Origin of the sequence: Nannocystis exedens, assembly GCF_002343915.1 — a bacterium.
Classification (GTDB): domain Bacteria; phylum Myxococcota_A; class Polyangia; order Nannocystales; family Nannocystaceae; genus Nannocystis; species Nannocystis exedens.
Window position 1 is genome coordinate 3,868,312 of the sequence record NZ_NETK01000001.1, and the last position, 18,818, is coordinate 3,887,129.

The 18,818-nt window shown below is 72.5% G+C and carries 19 protein-coding genes; 12 read left to right on the top strand and 7 right to left on the bottom strand.

Annotated features, from left to right (window positions below; translation table 11 throughout):
- Positions 1–40: 40 nt before the first annotated feature.
- The 5 genes from NAEX_RS15265 (at position 41) to NAEX_RS15285 (ending at position 4,520) form a co-directional block, all read left to right on the top strand.
- A complete protein-coding gene (locus tag NAEX_RS15265; protein WP_096328227.1) occupies positions 41–907 on the top strand; it encodes a lysophospholipid acyltransferase family protein in 867 nt (288 codons plus the stop codon).
- Between the two features lie 1,381 nt (positions 908–2,288).
- On the top strand, positions 2,289–2,534 hold the full coding sequence (locus NAEX_RS52920) for a hypothetical protein (protein WP_245913723.1): 246 nt from the start codon (positions 2,289–2,291) through the stop codon (positions 2,532–2,534).
- Between the two features lie 17 nt (positions 2,535–2,551).
- Positions 2,552–3,379, top strand: a complete 828-nt coding sequence (locus NAEX_RS15275; RefSeq protein WP_275937604.1) for an OmpA family protein — start codon at positions 2,552–2,554, stop codon at positions 3,377–3,379.
- Between the two features lie 108 nt (positions 3,380–3,487).
- On the top strand, positions 3,488–3,682 hold the full coding sequence (locus tag NAEX_RS15280) for a DUF3309 family protein (RefSeq protein ID WP_096328229.1): 195 nt from the start codon (positions 3,488–3,490) through the stop codon (positions 3,680–3,682).
- A 115-nt stretch (positions 3,683–3,797) separates the two neighbouring features.
- Entirely contained in the window at positions 3,798–4,520 is a 723-nt protein-coding gene (locus NAEX_RS15285; protein WP_143141302.1) for a hypothetical protein, read from the top strand.
- Positions 4,521–5,143: 623 nt separating this feature from the next.
- Here NAEX_RS15285 and NAEX_RS15290 read toward each other — a convergent pair.
- Positions 5,144–7,744 carry a serine/threonine-protein kinase gene (locus tag NAEX_RS15290; protein WP_245913724.1) on the bottom strand — a complete coding sequence of 867 codons (2,601 nt, stop codon included), beginning with the start codon at positions 7,742–7,744 and terminating at the stop codon, positions 5,144–5,146.
- Between the two features lie 284 nt (positions 7,745–8,028).
- Here NAEX_RS15290 and NAEX_RS15295 point away from each other — a divergent pair, with 284 nt between their 5' ends.
- The 5 genes from NAEX_RS15295 (at position 8,029) to NAEX_RS15315 (ending at position 12,579) form a co-directional block, all read left to right on the top strand.
- Complete coding sequence (locus tag NAEX_RS15295; RefSeq protein WP_096328231.1) at positions 8,029–8,865, top strand: inositol monophosphatase family protein; 837 nt, start codon at positions 8,029–8,031, stop codon at positions 8,863–8,865.
- Positions 8,862–9,302, top strand: coding sequence for an HNH endonuclease (locus NAEX_RS15300; protein ID WP_096328232.1), 441 nt, complete (start codon positions 8,862–8,864; stop codon positions 9,300–9,302). The genes NAEX_RS15295 and NAEX_RS15300 overlap by 4 nt, the downstream gene beginning before the upstream one ends.
- A gap of 108 nt (positions 9,303–9,410) precedes the next feature.
- A complete protein-coding gene (locus NAEX_RS15305) occupies positions 9,411–10,103 on the top strand; it encodes an HXXEE domain-containing protein (RefSeq protein WP_096328233.1) in 693 nt (230 codons plus the stop codon).
- Between the two features lie 221 nt (positions 10,104–10,324).
- Positions 10,325–11,395: a hypothetical protein gene (locus tag NAEX_RS15310; RefSeq protein ID WP_143141303.1), complete on the top strand. Its 1,071-nt coding sequence runs from the start codon at positions 10,325–10,327 to the stop codon at positions 11,393–11,395.
- Positions 11,396–11,598: 203 nt separating this feature from the next.
- A complete protein-coding gene (locus NAEX_RS15315; RefSeq protein ID WP_096328235.1) occupies positions 11,599–12,579 on the top strand; it encodes a hypothetical protein in 981 nt (326 codons plus the stop codon).
- Between the two features lie 59 nt (positions 12,580–12,638).
- Here NAEX_RS15315 and NAEX_RS15320 read toward each other — a convergent pair whose 3' ends face one another.
- Positions 12,639–13,535 carry an alpha/beta hydrolase gene (locus NAEX_RS15320; protein ID WP_170135737.1) on the bottom strand — a complete coding sequence of 299 codons (897 nt, stop codon included), beginning with the start codon at positions 13,533–13,535 and terminating at the stop codon, positions 12,639–12,641.
- A gap of 17 nt (positions 13,536–13,552) precedes the next feature.
- On the bottom strand, positions 13,553–13,993 hold the full coding sequence (locus NAEX_RS15325) for an acyl-CoA thioesterase (RefSeq protein ID WP_096328237.1): 441 nt from the start codon (positions 13,991–13,993) through the stop codon (positions 13,553–13,555).
- Between the two features lie 165 nt (positions 13,994–14,158).
- Between NAEX_RS15325 and NAEX_RS15330 the strand changes: the two genes are divergently transcribed.
- Complete coding sequence (locus NAEX_RS15330; protein ID WP_096328238.1) at positions 14,159–14,998, top strand: SirB1 family protein; 840 nt, start codon at positions 14,159–14,161, stop codon at positions 14,996–14,998.
- 157 nt (positions 14,999–15,155) lie between these two features.
- On the opposite strand, the gene NAEX_RS15335 is transcribed toward NAEX_RS15330, so the two are convergent.
- Positions 15,156–15,431, bottom strand: a complete 276-nt coding sequence (locus NAEX_RS15335; protein WP_096328239.1) for a hypothetical protein — start codon at positions 15,429–15,431, stop codon at positions 15,156–15,158.
- A gap of 69 nt (positions 15,432–15,500) precedes the next feature.
- Here NAEX_RS15335 and NAEX_RS15340 point away from each other — a divergent pair, with 69 nt between their 5' ends.
- A complete protein-coding gene (locus tag NAEX_RS15340) occupies positions 15,501–16,403 on the top strand; it encodes a nuclear transport factor 2 family protein (RefSeq protein WP_096328240.1) in 903 nt (300 codons plus the stop codon).
- A gap of 94 nt (positions 16,404–16,497) precedes the next feature.
- Here NAEX_RS15340 and NAEX_RS15345 read toward each other — a convergent pair whose 3' ends face one another.
- The 3 genes from NAEX_RS15345 to NAEX_RS15355 all read right to left on the bottom strand — a co-directional run bounded on the left by NAEX_RS15345 (position 16,498) and on the right by NAEX_RS15355 (position 18,725).
- The gene (locus tag NAEX_RS15345; protein ID WP_096328241.1) at positions 16,498–16,869 is read right to left on the bottom strand and encodes a hypothetical protein; all 372 of its coding nucleotides are present in this window, start codon (positions 16,867–16,869) and stop codon (positions 16,498–16,500) included.
- A 76-nt stretch (positions 16,870–16,945) separates the two neighbouring features.
- Positions 16,946–17,617, bottom strand: coding sequence for a YceI family protein (locus NAEX_RS15350; RefSeq protein ID WP_170135738.1), 672 nt, complete (start codon positions 17,615–17,617; stop codon positions 16,946–16,948).
- 115 nt (positions 17,618–17,732) lie between these two features.
- Positions 17,733–18,725: an alpha/beta hydrolase family protein gene (locus NAEX_RS15355; RefSeq protein WP_096328243.1), complete on the bottom strand. Its 993-nt coding sequence runs from the start codon at positions 18,723–18,725 to the stop codon at positions 17,733–17,735.
- Positions 18,726–18,818: the final 93 nt, after the last annotated feature.

An 18,818-nucleotide genomic window follows, 5' to 3' on the forward strand; every position in this document is an offset into this window, starting at 1 on the left:
CCCTCGCCCCCTCCCCCGGCCCATCAGGCAGTCCCTTCGCGTGCCCAAGTTCCTGCGCATCCCCCTGACCGGCTTCGCGTTCGTCGGCTTCTTCTCGTTCGGCTGCATCGCCGGCTGGCTGGGCCTGCCGATCCTGGCGATGTGGCCCGGCAGCCCGGAGGTCAAGCGGCGACGGATCGAGCGCATCATCTGCGCGATCTACCGCGGCTTCATCGGCTTCCTCCACCTGGTCCGGCTGATCGAATACACCCGCCCGGAGCTGCCGCCCGACTTCCCGCGCTCCGGCGGCTACGTGCTGATCGCCAACCACCCGTCGCTGATCGACACGCTGCTGCTGATGGGCCTGACCCCCGGGCTGTCCTCGGTGGTCAAACCGCACTGGTACAGCTCGTGGATGCTGCGGGTGCTGATGCGCTACGCCAACCACATCCCCGGGGCCGACCGCACGGCGGCGCTGACGGACGGCTCTTCGGACATGTCGCAAGATGCAGGCTCGGACGGCGACATGCCGGCGGTGGTCGACCGCATGGTGGCGCACCTGCAGGCCGGCCACGCGCTGGTGATCTTCCCGGAGGCGTCGCGCTCGTGGGAGCGCAAGATGCGTCGCTTCCGCCGCGGGGCGGTCGAGGCGGCGGTGCGCGCAGGAGTGCCGATCGTGCCGGCGTTCATCTCGGTGAACCCGCCGATGCTGATGAAGCACCAGCCGTGGCACGAGGTGCCCGACCGCCGCGGGGCCTTCCGCGTCGAGTTCTTCCCGGTCATCGAGACGGCCGGCCGCGAGATCGATCCGCGCCAGCTCAACCGCGAGCTGCGGGCGATGTACGACGGGCGCTTCGCGGAGATGCTGCGCGAGCGCGACGCGACGGCGCTGGCGGCGGCGCCGGTGGCTCAATTACCGCAGACCTGAGCCTGATTCGTGCCGGGGTGATTCCTGGCAGAGATTCGTGGGTGGGTCTGTCGCTTCGCGCAGATTGAAAGCCGTCGCCTCGCGCAGATTCGGGGCCGTCGCTTCGCGGAGTTTCGGGGCTTTCGCCTCGTGCAGCTTCGGGGTGGTCGCTTCGCGCAGATTGAGGGTTGTCGCTCCGCATAATGCCGACTGCGCCTCGCGGGGGTCCGGGGAAGGGCCGGCCGCGAGTTGACCGGCAGGACGAGCGCTCGTTCCTCGCACTCATCCCACCTCTAATTCGCGGCCGGCCCTTCCCCGGACCCCTGGCACGGCTGCAGCCGTGAGAGGCCGACCACCGTCCCCGGCTCCGCTGGACAAATGTCTTTGGGGCAGATCGTCGGGCGCCTGTTCGACGGCCAGGACTGGCCGCCGAACAGACGCCTTCTCTCGTCATTGACGGCGTGTCCTTCCCGCTCGACGAGCCTCGCTCGCGTGTTCGACGGCCAGGGCTGGCCGCCGATCAGACGCCTCCTCTCGTCATCTACGGCGTGTCTTCCGCTCGACGAGCTTCGCTCGCCGGCGACGACCGCGTGACACCCTCATGTCCGACGTTGTTCGACGGTCAGAACGGGTCTCCGAACAGCCCCCTTCTCTCGCCATTCACGGCGCGTCCTTCCGCTCGACGAGCTTCGCTCGCCTGTTCGACGGTCAGTGCTGGCCGCCGAACAGCGGCCTTCACGCGCCATTCACGGCGCGTCCTTCCCACGACGAGCCTCGCTCACCTCTTCCGCGGCCGGGGCTGGCCGCAGAGCCGACGCTTTCGTCAATCACCGCATATACTTATTGTCGTCGAGCTTCGCTCGCCTGCTCCGCGACCAGGTCTGGCCTCGAATCGCTGGCGGAAAAAAATCACCGCATGTCCTTCCCGCGAAGTGCGTCGCTCACCCGCTCGGCCGCCACGGCCGCCCGCGGGCGTAACCTCTTTCGCATCAGTTCGGCGTGTCTCTCCGCGCGACGAATTGGCGACGCGCCTGCTCGCCGCGCCGCCCGGCGGCTCGCTGCCCCGCCGCTCGCTTCGCCGAGCCGTCTGTACGGCAGCAGGCCCTCGCGGCCGTCCGCCCGGACGTCGCGCTCGCGCATGGGTAGGCTTCACTTCGTCCTCGCGCGGAGGAGGCTCATGCGAGCGCGAGCGTTACTTCTGCGGCTCGGCCGTTCGCTGTCTCCGACCGGCGGCGAGGATGCGTCGTTCGTCGCCGCCGTCGCGTCCGGTTGATTGCGATCGCGCTCATGTCATAGTGGGCTGCGTATGAGAGCGACATTCATCAGCCTCGCATTCGTCTTCCTCTCCGTCGGATGCTCGACCGCAGCGCCGAGGCAAGCGCTGAACTCCTCGATCGACTCGGTGAAGACCGCGGAGAAGCTCGGCGCGGCGCAGGTGCCGGAGGCGGCGAAGGCCCTCGAAGCCGCCAAGCACGAGGTCGCCTGGGCCCGGGCGCTGCTCGTCAACAGGAAGCACGAGCGGGCCCGACTCATGGCCGAGCGGGCCGAGAGCGACGCGGCGCTGGCGATCGCGCTCGTCCGGGCGCACGAGGCCCGACGAGCGGCCCAACAGGCAGCGACCCAGGGCGCGGCGGCGCCGAACCCCTGATCCGAGCGGAGGTCATCGTGTCACAAAGATCGCTCATTCTCATCGCGGCGCTGCTCGTCCCGAACGCCTGCGCCAAGCAGATCCCGCAAGAGCTCCGCGTGGCCCGCGCGTCGTATGAGCGAGCGGCCGCCGATCCGTCGACCCGGCAGGAGACCCCGGCGGAGCTCGACGAAGCGCGCCGGTCGCTGACCCGCGCCGAGCGCTCGTACGTCGTCGAGGGCGACACTCCGAAGACGCGCGACCGCGCCTACATCGCCACGCGGAAGGCGGAGCTCGCCATGGTAATGGCCCGCGCCGCCGATCAGGTCGAGGCCGCCCGGAACGCGGAGCTGTGGCGAGCCCGCGAGGCCCTCGCGGCCGAGCAGGCGGAGAACGCCGCCAACGCGTCCCGGCTGGCGACCGAGCAGGAGCTGCGAGCCGAGGCCGAACGGCGCGCAGCGATGGCGATCACCGCCCTGGCCGAGATCGCCGCGGTCCGCAACGAGGCGCGCGGGACCGTCGTCACCCTCTCCGGGAGCGTCCTGTTCGCCAGCGGCAAGTCCGAATTGCTGCCCTCGGCGACCTCGCGCCTCACCCAGGTCGCCGAGGCCCTGGTCGCCGCCGATCCCGGCGCGACCTTCGTCGTCGAGGGGTACACCGATTCGAAGGGGAGCGCGGCCTTCAACGAGAAGCTCTCGGAGGCGCGCGCGCAGGCGGTCCGCGACTTCCTGGTCGCTCACGGGGTCCCGGCCGAGCGCATCGAGGCCCGCGGCCTCGGCGAGTCCCAGCCGGTCGCCACCAATGCCACCGCCGAGGGCCGAGCCAACAATCGACGCGTCGAGATCATCATTCAACCTCCGCGGTGATGCTCGCGTCACGTCGGCACGGTCGCCGAACGATCGATTCACTCGATGCCACGGGGGCGAGGCGGCGAGCGAGCGCCATGCGTCGGCCGCCTGCCCGGAGACTTTGTCATGGTCGGATTTTGGCTCGTCATCCTTCTTGCGATCGCGCTCCTCGCCACGCTGCCGGCGTATCAGCACAGCCGGAGCTGGGGCTACTACCCGAGCGGGATCATCGGCCTCATGCTGCTCGTCCTGATCTCCTTGATGTGGTTCGGGCTGATCGCCTTCTCCTGGCCCTGGGCCGCCCCTCCCAGCCGGCCCTGACCGTGGCCCCTCCAGCGCCGCCGACCGCGCGGAGCGCACGAGCGGCCGCGTGTAATTGGCGCGTCCTCGCCCGCCGCGTGAACCCGGCATCTTCGCCTGCTACGCTGAGCGCGTCGTGCCTCGCTTATCTCTGGTGGCAGCGTTCTTCCTCGGTTTGTTCGTCGGTGTCGTGCCGGTCGGCGACTCGCGCGCCGGCAGCTGCCAGAAGCCGGGAGACTGCCCCAGCGGCTTCACCTGCGCCCAGGGCTCGTGCGTCGCCGATCAGCTGCGCTGCGTGTTCGCCTGCCAGGGCCGCGACGTCCAGGGCGAGTGCGTCACCTATGGCCAGGACTTCTGCGCCCCCGACGCGGTGTGCGCCAAGGACTGCGCCGTCCGCAGCACCTACGGCGACTGTCACACCTGGGGCGCCGACGCCTGCGGCGAGGCCTACGCGTGCGCCGTGCGGTGCAAGGAGCGCAGCACCGACGGCATCTGCCTCGCCTACGACCGCGACGCCTGCGGCACCCGCTACAAGTGCGCCAAGCACTGCATCCAGCGGGCCCAGAACGGCACCTGCATGGCCTACGGCCCCGACGCGTGCGGCCCCAGCATGGCCTGCACCCAGCGCTGCCTGACGCGCTCGACCCACGGCGACTGCACCATGTGGGGCCAGGACGTCTGCGGCCCCTCGGTCGCCTGCGCCCGCCGCTGCATCTCGCGCGACGGCGGCGGCACCTGCCTCGGCTGGGGCGGCGACGTGTGCGGCGAAGGAGCCGTGTGCATCAAACACTGCAACAGCCGCGGCAGCTTCGGCGCCTGCTTCGGCTTCGGCCCCGACCAGTGCGAAGCCGGCGGCTGACCCGCCCGCTTCGGCCTCGGCCCCGACCAGCGCAACGCCACCCGCTGACCCGGCCCAGCGCCGCCGCCCGCTTCGGCCTCGGCCCCGCCCAGCGCAACGCCATTCGCTGACCCGGCCCAGAGCCGCCGCCCGCTTCGGCCTCGGCCCCGACCAGCGCAACGCCACCCGCTGACCCGGCCCAGCGCCGCCGCCCGCTTCGGCCTCGGCGGTCTTGAGGACACCCATCCCATCGAAGGCGAATTCCTCCGCGAAGAGTGACGGGCCGAAAGGACGCGAGATAGCGGCTGTTCGGCGGCCAGCCTGGCCGTCGAACAGCCGCCCCGCAAGCGCGGCCCGTCGGCACGCCCGCATCGGAGCCGGGGGTGGCGCGGCGGCCTCTCACGGCTGCAGCCGTGCCAGGGGGTCCGGGGCAGGGCTGGCCGCGAATTAGAGGCGGGATGGGTGCGAGGAACGAGCGACCATCCCGCCGGTTAACTCGCGGCCGGCCCTGCCCCGGACCCCCCCGCGAGGCGCAGGCGGCAATATGCGAAGCGACTCACCAACTCCCGCGAGAACATGCCCCCGAGGACATACTCCCGAGGACATGTTCCCAAAAACATGCCCCCGAGAGCATGCCCGAAAGTTTAAACGCTCCACATCGACTCGACGCGCGCCTTGACCTTGCGCCGGGCGTCCCCGAACCCCGGCAGCTTGGCGAGCGGCTTGAGCGACGGGCAGCGGTCGATCCACTCGACGTCGATGAGCACCGAGTCGGCCGCCTTCTGAAAATACACCAGCGCGTCCTCATAGAACCCGCGGGCGCAGTAGATCTCGACCGCGAGCTGGCAGATCAGCGAGTAGAGGCGCGGGCTGACCCCGTCGGCGACGATGCTGAGGACGTACGCGTCGAGCTCGGCCTTCGACAGCTCGCCGAGCAGGCCCCGGGCGTAGCCGACCGAGAACTTGGCGAAGCCGACCAACGCCTCGTCGCGGAGCGAATCGAGCACATCGCGGACGCGGTCGAGGTCGCCGTACCAGCCGGCCACGCGCAGGCGGATCTGCGTCGTCGGGTTGCGGTAGCGGGCGTCGGCCTCGATGCGCTTGAGGATCTCCTCGTACTCGACCAGCTCGCCGCGCAGCGCGTGGACGCGGGCGACGTCGAACAGGCCGACGAACAGGCGCGGCTCGAGGTCGACCGCCAGGCGGGCGCGCGACACGCCCTCGCGGGTGTTGCCGGCCTCGACCTGCAGCTGTGCCAGGTACTGGTGCGCGTGCGCGTAGGTCGGCGCGATCTCCAGCGCCTTGACCAGCGCCTGCACCGCGTCGCGCCACTCGCCGGTCTGCACCGCCAGCATCGCCTTCGCCAGGTGGGTCTCGGCCAGATCGCTGGCGTCGGCCAGCGCGCGGGCCAGCGCGTCACGGGCCTCGGCGGCCCAGTCGCGGTCGACCGGCGCCTCGGAGAACGCCGGCAAAAACCACGCGCGCATGCAGGCGATCGCGTAGCTGGCCAGCGCCGGGCGGAACCCGGGCGCCAGCTGCATGCACGCCTCGAGCAGCTCGATCGCCCCGTCCTCGCCGAGGATGTGCAGGCTGGTGATCTTCCGTCGCGCGCGCAGGTACAGCGCCACCGCCTCCGCGGGCGCGTCGCCGCGGGCGGCGACGGTGTTGAGCTCGACGCGGAGCGCCTCGGCGATCCGCTTGCTCATGCGGTCCTGCATCTCGAACACGTCTTCGATGCGGCTCTCGAACCGGTCGCTCCACAGCTGCGTGCCGGTGGCGACCTCGACCAGGCGGGCGAGCACGCGGATCTGCGTCGGCGAGCACTGCACCGTCGCGTCGACCACCGCGTCGACCCCGAGGTTGGTGCCGATCGCCCGTGGGTCGCGGTTGTCGCGGTACTGCGCGGTCGCCCCGCTGCCGAGCACCCGCAGCCCGCGGGTCCGCGACAGCACGTCGATCAGCTCGTCGCTGAGCGCGTCGCCGAGGTAGCTCTGGTCCGGCGGGCCTTGATAGCGGAACGGCAGCACCGCCAGCGCCCGCTCGGTCGACGGCACCGGCGCCAGCGAGCGCATCGCCGACGTCGGCAGCATCGAGCGGCCCACGCCGGTCCCGCCGCCGGGCGGCCCGCCCGACGTCGAGCCCAGGCGCCCGCTGGCCAGCGTCGACGGGGCCGGGGCCGTCGTCGCGCTCGGCGTCAACGCTCCCCCGGTCGAGATGATCGTCGTCGCCTCGCGGTGGGCCGCCGCCGCCATCGCCGCCAGCAGCGGCGCCCCGGCCTGCGGCGCCGCCGACTCGCCGACGCTGACCAGCCACGCCCGCAGCCGCTCCGCCACCGCCGCCGCCGTGGCCGGCCGACCACCTGGCTCTTGGGACATGCACTCAAGGACCAATTCGGCCAGCGCCGGCGGCAGGTCGGGCCGCACCGTCCGCGGGTCGGGCGGCGGCTCGGTCAGGCGCGCCAGCGCGACCGTCAGCGGCGACACCGGCCCCGACGCGCGCCCGTCGCCGGCGAACGGCAGCGCCCCGGTCAGCATCTCGAACAGCATCAGACCGACCGCGTAGACATCGGTGCGGGTGTCGACCGGCTTGCCGGCGACCTGCTCGGGCGACATGTAGAGCGGCGTCCCGACCAGCCCCTGCGTGCGCCCGCCCTCGTCGGTCAGCGCGCGGGCGATGCCGAAGTCGGTCAGCACCACCCGCCCGGTGTTCTCGATCAGGATGTTGGCCGGCTTGAGGTCGCGGTGGACCACCCCGGCCGCGTGGGCCGCCGCCAGCCCCTCGCACACCGCCAGCATCACCCGCGCGGTGCGGGCCGGCTCCAAGGCCAGGCGCCGCCGCTCGCCCTCCTCGCGCACGCGCAGCACGTCCTGCAGCGTCGTGCCCTCGATGAACTCCATCGTGATGAAGTGCGTCCCGCCGGCCTCGCCCATGTCGTGGGTGCGCGCGACGTTGGGGTGGGTGATCCGGCGCGCCAGGCGGACCTCGCGGCGGAACCACTCGAGCTGCTCCGGGGCGCGCGTGATCTCGATGTCGAGCACCTTGAGCGCGACCACGTCGCCGACCATCGCGTCCACGGCGCGGTACACCGCCCCCATCCCACCGCGACCGACCAGCCGCTCGACCCGATAACGCCCGGCGTAGAGCTCGCCCGAGTCCGGGATCGTCCCCGGCGTGGCCGTCGTCGGCGTCGCCGTCACCCCCTCGCCGAGCAAGGTCTTGTCGAGCGGATCGAACTGCTTGACCACCGGCGCGAGCGTAACAGACCCAGGTTCCGCCTGGCACCGCGGCCGCCCGCCGCCGGGCGACGCGCACGCCGGCGAGCCGGAGCCCGGACTCGCGCACCGCGCGCAGCCCCGCCGCGAACCCGGTCTGTCCCTTCAGCCAGCGACCCGCCGCGCACCCCACGCCGCGGCGCCGACCCGAGCCGCCGCGGCGAGGTGCGCGCTCCCGTCCGCGGCCTTCGCCGGCGATCCGCCGCGAGCCCCGGCCGCGCGTCGGGCGGGTCCGGCGGCTGTGCTACGTACGCCGCATGCACGACCCGGAGCTCGCGCTCGCGACCGCCGCCGCCCACGCCGCCGGGGCGGTGCTCCTCCGCCACTTCGAGGGCGTGTTCGAGGTCGAGACCAAATCGTCGCCGATCGACCTCGTCACCTCCGCCGACCGCGCCGCCGAGGCGGTGGTGCTCGAGGCCCTGCGCAGCGTCCATCCTGACCATTCGTTCCTGGCCGAAGAGTCAGGTCTTTCCGGACATGACCCCAAGAACACGGTCCTCCCCGGCCCGGGCGAGCAGCGCTGGGTGATCGACCCGCTCGACGGCACCACCAACTTCGCCCACGGTTTCCCCCACTTCTGCGTCTCGATCGCGCTGTGCGACCAGCACGGCGCCCGGCTCGGCGTGATCCACGACCCGATCCGCGGCGAGACCTTCACCGCCGTGCGCGGCCAGGGCGCGCGGCTCGACCGCAACGCGCGGCCGGGGCGGGCGCTGGCGGTCTCGCAGGCCGGCCGCCTGCAGCAGGCGCTGATCGCCACCGGCTTCTCGTACCAGCGGGCGACCACGCGCGACGACAACCTGGCCGAGTTCTGCCGCGTCGTGCCGCAGGTGTGCTGCGTGCGACGGGCCGGCAGCGCCGCGCTCGACCTCGCCTACGTGGCCGCCGGCCGCCTCGACGGTTATTGGGAGTACCACCTGCAGCCGTGGGACGTCGCCGCCGGCGCGCTGCTCATCCGCGAGGCGGGCGGGCAGATCTGCCGGCTCGACGGCGCGCCGTGGCAGCTCGGCTGCGCCGACGTCGTCGCCGCCGGCCCGACCCTGCTGCCGGTCCTCCTCGCCGAGCTGCGCGCCGCCAAGATCGAGGCGCCATGAGGACGAAGCAGCAGGGCCGCGGCAGCGCGCGCCGGACCCAGCGATTGCTGCTGTGGTGCGCCGCCACCGACCGCACCTTCGAGCGCGCGGTCGCGGGCGACGGCCGGGCGGTGCTCACCGGCAAGTGCATCCACTGCAACGCCCGCCACACCCTCACCGAGGACGGCGCGCCGCTCACCTCCGCCACCATCGAGCACATCGTCCCGCGCGCTCACGGGGGCACCGACGCGCTCACCAACCTGGCGATCGCCTGCGCCCGCTGCAACATCGGCAAGGGCCACCGCCTCGACGACCGCCCGTGGCACGACCCGACCTTGCAGCGCGTCATCGCCACGCTGCAGGAGCGCCGGACCGCCCGCATGCGCCCGCCGCCGGACTGGCTCGACCTGCCGCCGCTCACCGCCGTGCCCGACGGCGAGGCCGACGACGACACGTGAACCGCGACAGCGAGGCCGAGGCCGCGCGAGAACGCGCCTCCGCGCACGGTTGACCTGTCCTTCGGGACACTTGTCTTCTTCCCCGCCGAGCGGTACGCGATCGTGCGCGTGGACGACATCCTCTACGGCTGGCCCTACGTCGCCCTGATCGCCGGCGCGCTCCTCTCGCTCGTGCTCGTCCTGCGGCCGCGGCCGGCCGGCGCCCCGCCGCGGCTGCGCGATCCGTCGTGGCTGCTGCAGATCGGCCTGCCGGTCTACATGCTCCATCAATTCGAGGAGCACGGCCGCGACGTGTTCGGGCGGCCCTACCCGTTCCTCGCCGAGTTTTGCCGGACCCTCGGCCACCCCGACCTCGCCGCCTGCCCGGCCGACCCGGCGTTCCTGTTCGCGGTCAACGTCGGCGCGGTGTGGATCGCCTTCATCTCCGGCGCGGTCGTCGGCCCGCGCAACGCCATGGTCGGGGCGGCGGCGCTCGGGATTCCGCTGGCCAACGCCGTCGTGCATGTGGGCCCCGCCGTCGTCACCCAGCGCTACAACCCGGGCGTCCTCACCTCGGTGGTGCTGCTCGCCCCGCTGGCGCTGATCGGCCTGCGTGGCCTTTGGGCCGCCGGCCTCATCGATCGCACGCGGGTCGTCGCCGTCGTCGCCGTCGGCCTCCTCCTGCACGCCTGCCTGCTCGCGTCGCTGGTCGCCGTCGAGCGCGGCGTCCTCTCGCACGCGGGGCTGCTCGCCTCGCAGGTCGCTCTCGGCTTCGTCCCGCTCCTCGTCGGCCTCGCCCTCGGCAACGCCCGCCGCGCCTGACGCTGGGCCAGCCGGACTGCACCGCCGCCCCGGTCCACGCCGTCCTGCGCATGCCCTCTCGCTCGCGGGAATAACCGCCGCCGCTTCGCGCGTGACACGACCGGCCGCGCGCCGTGAGCCGCGGCGCCGTAGGACTTTCAGAGCATGTCCGAGGGGACATCTCGCCATTGACGCGCGCGTGAGGGCCCGGGCGCGGGCCGCACGCGGCCGGAGGACCCGCCATGACCTCGATGCCACCCAGCCCTGCCGGCCCGCCCGGCCACCTCCCCTCTCAGCGGCGCACGCGGGCCTTGACGCTCGCCGTCGGCCTCGCCGGTCTGTGCGTCCTCGGCCTCGCCGTGTGGCTGCCGCCGCCGGCCGACGCCGGCAGCCAGGCCGTCCGCGGCGCCGGCCTGTTCGCCCTGCTCGCGTTCGGCTTCCTCCTGCTCGGCGCCCTGCTGCGCCGGGTCCAGCTCGGCTGGCACCGCCGCCTGCGCGGCCTTTTGGTCGGCGCCGGCGAGGCCGTGTGGCGCCTCAGCCTGCGCCTGTGGCCGCGCGAGCCGCCCTCCGACGCCCAGGCCCCGCCGATGCGCCTGGGCGAGCGGATCGCCCTCGTCGCCGGCCTCGGCCTCACCGCCCTCGACGTCGTCCTCACCACCTTGCTGCTGCGCGACGTCTTCCCCGAGCCGCCGTACCGCTTCGACCTGTTCGGCCTGCTCTCGCCCGGGGCCGCCGAGTGGTCGTTCTACGTCGCCGTCGCCGCCTTCAAGGCCGTGCTCGAGGTGTGGTTCGGCGTGTTCGACACCATCCGCGGCGGCGGCAGCGTCCTGCGGTGGTTCGTCCTCGGCGGCGCCTCGGCCTTCGACGCCGCTCTGGCCGCCTCGCGCGGGCTCGTGCTCGCCGAGCAGGGCCTGGTCGGCTCCTCGGTCATGGTCAGCAACATCATCTTCATCGGCTTCGGCCTCGCCGTCCCGTGGGTCGCCGCGCACACCGGCGGCCTGCTCGTCGGCGCCATGGACGGCTGGCTGGCCCGGCTCGGCGTGCTGCGCCTGATCTCCGCCCTCCCGCGGCTCGCCGTGCTCGCCCTCGTGTGGCTGGCCGCGATCGCCCTCGGCGCCCCCGCCGTCGCCCTCGTGCTCGCCGTCGGCCTGCTGGTCGGCGTGTGGTCGGCGCTCGACGACGTGATCGCCACGATCCTCGGCCACGACGACGGCGCCCAGGCGCTCGCGCTCCCCGCCGAGGTCGTGCGCGTCGCCGACGAGCCCCCGGCCCCGCCGCACGCCCCGCTGCAGATGTCCGGAAGTGCCCCCTGAGACAGGTCTATGGAAGCACCTGTCCCATGAGCCACCTTCATCCGCCCTCGGCGACGACCTCTCCGCGGCCTGTTGGACCGACGGTGGAGTGTCCCTTGAGACATGTCCCCTAAAACACCTTGGGCCGCCCGCCGGGCCGGTCGTCGACCGTCCCGCGAGGCATGTCCCTCCAAGCACCTGCCTTCCCCGATCGGAGCTGTCCCATGAGCCACCTTCAACCCCTCGCCGCCCTCGGCGGCCTGCTGCTCGGCGGCGCCCTCCTCGGCGGCCTGCTGTGGTGGCAGTCCGGCCTGCAGCCCGCGGCCCCGCGCGACGACTGGCGCCCCCCGTGCGTCGCCCGTTTGGGAAAGACCTACGCCGCGTTCGGCCCGACCCGCGCCCCCGACGACCGCCCTGCCCGCAACCTGCTGTTCGGCGTCGACCGCAGCGGCAGCAACCGCGAGCTGGCCGACGCCCAGCTCGACGCCGCCGTCGCCTACGCCGCCACCCTGGGCCCCGAGTCGGGCGTCGGCGTGCTGCTGATCACCGACCGCAGCGACCGCTCCACCACCCCCGACATGCCCTTCGAGCCAGGTGAGGTCGGCACCCGCTGGACCGCCGCGCCGGTATTGTGCGACGGCTGCAAGCCCGACAGCCTGTTCCAGCAGAAGTGCCTCGAGCAGCTCGAGGTCGCCCAGAGCGCCCGCGTCGGCGAGCTCAACGCCGGCGAGGACGCCCGCCGGACCCGCCTGCAGGAGGAGCGGGCCGTGCGGATCCACGGCTGGCGCGACCGGGTCGCCGGCTACACACCGAAGCCCGGCACCTCGCTGCTGGCCTTCTTCACCAAGCTGGCCGACCTCCCGCCGGTCCGCCGCGAGCCCGAGCGGACCACCGTCGTCGTGATGTCGGACCTCGAGGCCAGCCAGGCCGGCGAGCGCAAGCAGCTCGACCGGTTCGAGCGCGCCTACCGGGCCTCCGGGGCCTGTCCCGAGGCGTCCTGGCTGCCGAAGGGCATCTCCGGCCTCGAGATCGCGCTGGTCCAGAGCGTGCGCGACGGCATCGACGCCGACCTGTGGGCCCGGCGCTGGGACGCCGTGCTCACCTGCGCCGGCGCCCACGTCCGGCGCCACCGCTACAGCGCCGCGGTCCCGCTGCGCCAGCTCCTCGACGAGCCGGCCGGCCCCGCGCTCGCCCTCGCCGACTGAATTTTAAAACATGTCCTGACGGGCATGCCCTTCCGAGCATGCTTTTCAGGGCATGTCCCTTACTTCGCCGGCAGCACCCCGAGCTCGCGCAGCCACGCCAGCATCGACGCCGGCCACGTCGCCATCTGCGGCATCCCGGGCCGCTGGGCCAGGCCGACGCCGTGGCGGCCGTCGTCGTACAGGTGCAGGCGCGACGAGGCCCCGCGGGCGCGGGCCGCCTCGTCGTACAGCTCGCTGTTGTGGAACACCACCTTCGCGTCGCGGCGCGAGTGGACCAGCATCGCCGGCGGCGTGTCGGCCGTGACCCGCTGCTCGAGCGACAGCCCCTGCACCAGCGCCGGCGTCGCCGGCTCCTCGCCGAGCATGCTGCGCTTGCTGCGTTGGTGGGCCCAGCGGTCGTCGAGGGTGATCACCGGATAGACCATGACGATGAAGTCGGGCCGGCAGGACACCTGGGCGAGCGGATCGCTCGCCGCCGGGTCGCCCTGCTTCGGGCACGCGGTGGCGACGAAGCCGGCCAGGTGCCCGCCGGCCGAGAAGCCGACGAAGCCGATCTTGCCGGCGTCGACCCCGAGCTCGCCCGCCTGCGAACGGACCCGCTGGACCGCGCGCTGGCCGTCGGCCAAAAAGTCGCGGTGGTGGTAGCCGTCGCCGCTGACGCGGTAGCGCAGCACCACCGCCACGAACCCCTGCTCGCTCAGCCAGCGGGCCGTCGGGAACGCCTCCGGCCGCAGCCCGCCGGTGTGCGCGTAGCTGCCCCCGGGCGCGACGATCGCCGCCGCCCCGTTCGACTTGCCCGGCGGCGGCAGGTAGTAAAAAAGCTCCGGCCGGTCGGCCTTGGCCGTCCCCTTGGCCCCCGGCGCCCCGTCGGGCCACAGCAGCTCGCGCCGGGCGAAGTCGTGCGGGGTGCAGCCGAGCGCGACCACCAGCCCCAAAGCACATGCCCCGAGGGACATGCCTTCAAACACATGTCTCATTTGCCAGCCTCGGTCTCGATGTGCGCGCAGTACGGCGCGATCTCGGCGCGGAAGGCGGCGGTCCAGGCGCACGGCCGCTTGGTCTCCGGGTCGACGCGGACCACCGTGCGACGACCGGTCGCGTGGTCGATGTCCTCGTCCAGCGGCATCACGCGCAGGCCGAAGGTGAGGCTGGTACGACCGAGCCGCTCGACCCACACGCGCACCCGGACCTGGCCGGTGCCGATCACCGGGCGCTGGTAGTCGAGGGAATTCGCCCGCACCAGGTGGTACTGGTCGGGGTTCGTGTTGAAGTCGAGGACCCCGGCCCAGCCGAGGTGGCGCCAGAACGAGCCGATCGCGTGCTCGAAGAGGAGCAGGTAGCGGGCGTTGTGGAGGATGTGGAAGGCGTCGAGGTCGTCGAAGTAGACCCCGTGGATCGTCTCGTGGAAACGCATGACCGTCCGCGAGCGGTATACCGCAGGCCGGGCTCGGCGCGGACCCCGATCGGGGGCCCCGCCGGCGTGTCCGGACACTCGTTCGCGTGTCCATGCGGCAGCCCTCACACGGCCTGTCGCGGCCGCCGCCGGGGTTGTGAGTTATCGTGATCGCAGCGCCTCGGGATGGACGCCCGTCAACACCACGCCCGCCAGCAATTCACCCGCCTCGCGGCCGCCCCCGATCACGCGCTCGACCTCGGCGAGACGGCGCTGTGGATCGGCGCCGAGGAGGACGGGCCAATCGACGTCGAGGACTACCTGGCCCGGCTCGACGACCTGGCGGCGACCTTGCGCCCGCGGCTCCAGCCCGACCACACCGCGCGCGAGAAGCTCGACCAATTGCTCGCCTACGTGTTCCGCGAGCTCGGCTTCCACGGCAACGAGTCCGACTACTACGACCCCCGCAACAGCTACTTCCACCAGGTGCTCGACCGCCGCTGCGGCCTGCCGATCTCGCTGGCCCTGCTGCTGATCGAGCTGGCGCGGCGGGTCGGCCTGCGGGTCGCCGGGGTCGGCTTCCCGGCCCACTTCCTCGCCGTCGACCTCGACCTGCCGCAGCTCTACATCGACCCGTTCCACGGCGGCCGCCTGCTGACCGAGTACGAGTGCCGGGTGATGCTGCGGCAGAAGACCCAGGGCCGGGTCGAGTTCGACCGCAACCAACTGCGCCCGGTCGGCGGCCGCCAGTTGCTGGTGCGGATGCTGAACAATTTGAAGAGTGTCCACCTGAGCCGCGGCGACCTCGAGCGCGCGCTCGCGGCGAGCGACCGGATCCTCCTGCTCAGCCCCGGCGCCGCCGAGGAGTACCGCGACCGCGGCCTGTGCCAGCTGCAGCGCCGGGCCTACCGCGCCGCCGTCGAGGACCTCAACCACTACCTCAGCCTCGCGCCGATGGCCGACGATCGCCAGCTGATCGCGGCCCGCGCCGCCGAGGCCCGCAACAAGGCCCGCCTGGCCAACTGAAGCTCTCGGCCGATCGCCGCTCACGCCGCCGAGGCACGAGGCCCGCCTGGCCCATCGAACGACTTCAGCGTCGCGGCGATCGCCGCGGCATCGCGCCGGCGTCTCGCCGCCGGGAGCCCGCCTGGCCGATCGACCAGGCGGGCGTTTTGCTGCGGGCTCACACGTCGTGGGCCATCTGCAGCATCTGCGGGATGAAGTGGGCCCGCACCTTGATCATGCTCTCCCACTTGCGCGCCGTCCGGCTCTGCACGCCCTCGTGATCGGGCTTGAGGGCGTTGCTGGTGACGGTGTCGTTCTCGAAGTCGAACAGCTGGGTGGTGCCCTTTTGGCCCTTGAAGGCCGCCTCGTCGGCCTCGGCGTCGGTGCGGGCGGCGGGCGCGGCCCAGGCGGTGGTGGAACAGAGCACGAGCGAGGCGAACACGATGAAGCGCATGCAAATCTCCTGTGGTGAGGGCCAGCAACGCCGGCCCCGGGCCGTCGGTCTACGTGCTATGAGATCGGCGTGCGTCGCGTCATCGCCGTCGTCTTCGCCGTCGCGCTCGGGGCCTGCGCCGAGAAGTTGCCCGAGGCTCACGTCATGCCGCTGGTCGGCGCCGAGCGGAACTTCGGCCGCGAGGTCGCCGAGCTCGGGGTGGTCGACGGCTTCGCCCGCAACCTCGCCGCCGACGCCGTGCTCCTCCGTCCGGAGCCGCAGCCGGCCGCGCAGGCGCTCGCCGGTCCCGCCGGCTTCAGCCTGACCTGGGAGCCCGCGTTCGCCGAGATCGCCGCCTCCGGCGACCTCGGCTACACCACCGGCCCCTATCAGTCGCACCAGCGCGACAGCGGCGAGGTCAAGCACGGCCACTACGTCAGCGTGTGGCGCAAGGAGGGCGAGCGCTGGCGCCTCGTGGTCGACGGCGGCAGCGCGCACCCGCCCCCGCTCAACCTGCCGGACCGCTTCACCCACGCGCCCGCGCGCGAGTACGCCAGCTCGGCCGACCGCGTCGCCGAGCTCAAGAGCCTGCGCGCCGCCGAGGACGCGCTGATCGCCGGCATCGCCGCCGAGGGCGGTCGCGCCCTCCTGACCGCCGCCGCGCCCGACCTGCGCTGGTTCCCCCCCGGCAGCTTCCCCGTCACCGGCGCCAACGCCGTCCAGACCGCCCTGCTGAGCCGCAGCGACGCCTTCACCTACACCCGCCGCGGCGACGGCGTGTCCGCGGCCGGCGACCTCGGCTACGTCTACGGCGAGGCCACGCGCACCGTCAAGCCGAACGCCCCCCCCGAGCGCGGCGGCTACCTCCGGCTGTGGCGCCGCGACGCCGACGGCCGCTGGCAGCTCGCGCTCGACCTGACGATCACCGAGCCGCAGACCCAGGCCGCGCTCGACAACCACGACGCCAAGCACGACGCCCAACACCAGCCCTGAGCCTAGCCGGCATGTCCGCCAGGACATGTCCCCGACTTTATGACCCATTCAACATGTCCGAAGGCACCAGGCCTTTTGGACATGTCCTTACATCTCAGCGGCGCTCGGGCTTGGCCAGGCCGATGAAGCCGGCGACCAGCACCAGCGCCGCGGCGGCGAACGCCACGTAGCCGCCGACCTCGAACTGGACGCCCGCGGGGCGGGTCGTGGCGAAGTAGCACAGGCCGACGCCGATCAGGCCGAACAGCAGGTGGAGCACGCCGAGGCCGCGCGCGAAGCCCTTGCGGCCGACCACCACGCCGAAGAACGACGGCAGGATCGACGGCACGGTGAGCATCAAGCCGAGCCCCATGTTCTTGAAGTCGCCGGCGAAGACGCCCTCGGTGATGGTCATGAGCGACCGGAGCGGGAGGAACAGCGCGACGACGCTGAGGAGGAGCGCGGCGAGGGCGAGCTTCTTGGCCATGGCGCGGCTGATACCACGGAGCCGCGCGCCGGCGATAGTACCATCGAGACGACGGCGAATGAACGCCGTTACGTACTCAGCCGGCCTTGAACTTGAGGTCGAGCTTCAGCAGGACCTCGTCCTTGATCAGGTCGTCGGGCTTGCCGGGGTACTCGATCTTGAAGTCCTTGCGGTTGATCGTGAACTCGGCCTGGCCCTGCGCGCCCTGGGCGTCGACGGTGACCTTGGCGGGGAAGCGAATCGCCTTCTTCTGCCCGTGCAGCTCGAGCTCGCCGCCGATCTCGTGGGTCGCACCGTTGTCGCCGGCCTTCGGCACGAACTCGTTGGCCGAGAACACCGCGGTCGGGAATTTCTCCACATCGAAGAAGTCGGCGCTCTTGAGGTGACCGGTGAGGTCGGCCGCGTCGGAGGTGACCGACTTGGTTTGCACCGTCACCCGCAGCGACTCGATCTTGTCGCCGTGGATCTTGGCCTCGCCCTCGAACTCCTCGAAGCCGCCCTTGTGGTCGCCGGTGAGCTTGGCGCCGACGAACTGGATCGAGCTGCCGGTCTTGTCGAGCTTGAGCGTGCGCGCGGCCGCGGCCGGCGCCTCGGTCTTGGTCTCGGCCTTGGCCTCGACCTTGGCCTCGGGCTTCTTGACGTCCTCGACCTGCGCCTTGGGCTTGCCGTCGATCTCCGACGAGCAGGCGCCGCTCAGCGACGCCGCCAGCGAGAGCGTCAGCAGCGAATAAAACGTTGTACGTGCCATGGTGCGCGGGACCGTAGCACGAGGCCGCCGCGGCCGGCAAACCGCGCGGCCGGGCCGCCGCCGCGGCGATGACTCCTCCGCCGAAAAGCCCGCTGGGTGGGCCCTCACGTCGGACTCAACGCCGCCCGGCCTGGAGCACCAGCGGATGCCCCGACAGCTGATCGAGCTGCTCGACCACCTCGCTGTCCTCGCGGACATATGCGTCGAGGAACGTCGAGATGACCTCGACGAAGAAGTTCCGCAGCGCCTCGCCGGGGGCCGTGGCGCGGTGATCGAGGAACGAGCGCCCGGTGGTCGGATCGTCGGGGTGGCAGAACGCGAAGTGATTGGCCCCCGCGAGCAGGAACATGTGGGCGTCCCCACGCCCGCCCGGCAGCGCCTCGTGGAAGGTGCGCCGCAGCAGGGCGAACGCGTCCGACGGCGACGACCCGTAGCGGTGACTGCTCGCCGCGATCACTCCGTCGCGCTCGCCGCCCAGGAGCAGCAGCGGCACCTCGCCCGGCAGCGGCAGCAGCGAGTGCTCCGGCCAGCCGAGCGCGGTCAGGGCCCCCGCATGGCCCGCGTACGCGAACGCAGCGGCCAGGTTGTTGAAATAGCGCAAGGCCGCGTTCTGCAGCGCTGCGCAGCCGCCGGCGGAGTGGCCGCCGAGGACGACGTGCTCGAGATCGAGCAACCCTGCGAGGACGCCCTCGCACTGCAGCCTGGCCAGCTCGTCGAGCAGCGGCCCGATCGTCGACGAAGTCGGCGCGTGCCCGAAGCTCTCGGGCCCGAGGCGCGAGGCGTCGAGCCCGGGCCCGAGCCCGATCGCGCCGGGCTCGCCGGGCCGCTGCTCGCCGACGTACGAGAACGTCACGAACACGTAACCGCGGTCGGCCAGCGCCTGCGCCAGCCACCGGTAGCTCTCCGGCCCGACGTTGACCCCGGGCAAGAAGATCACGACCGGGAAGGGCCCCGCGTCGGCGTCGGCCTCGACCGCCCCGAGGTCGCGCTCCGCCGGCGTGCCCGTCAGCCGGCCCGGGTAGAACACCCGCGCGTGCAGCGTGTCGTGCGGCGCTCGCAGCCCCGGCAGCCGCACCGCGCGGTGGAGGGCCCGCACGATGCGAGTCATCGCCGCGCCTCCGCGTCACCTGTCCCGAAGTACACCTCGGCTCCCCTCATGTCCTTCGCCTCCTGTGCGGGTCGCCGATAGTATCCTCCGACC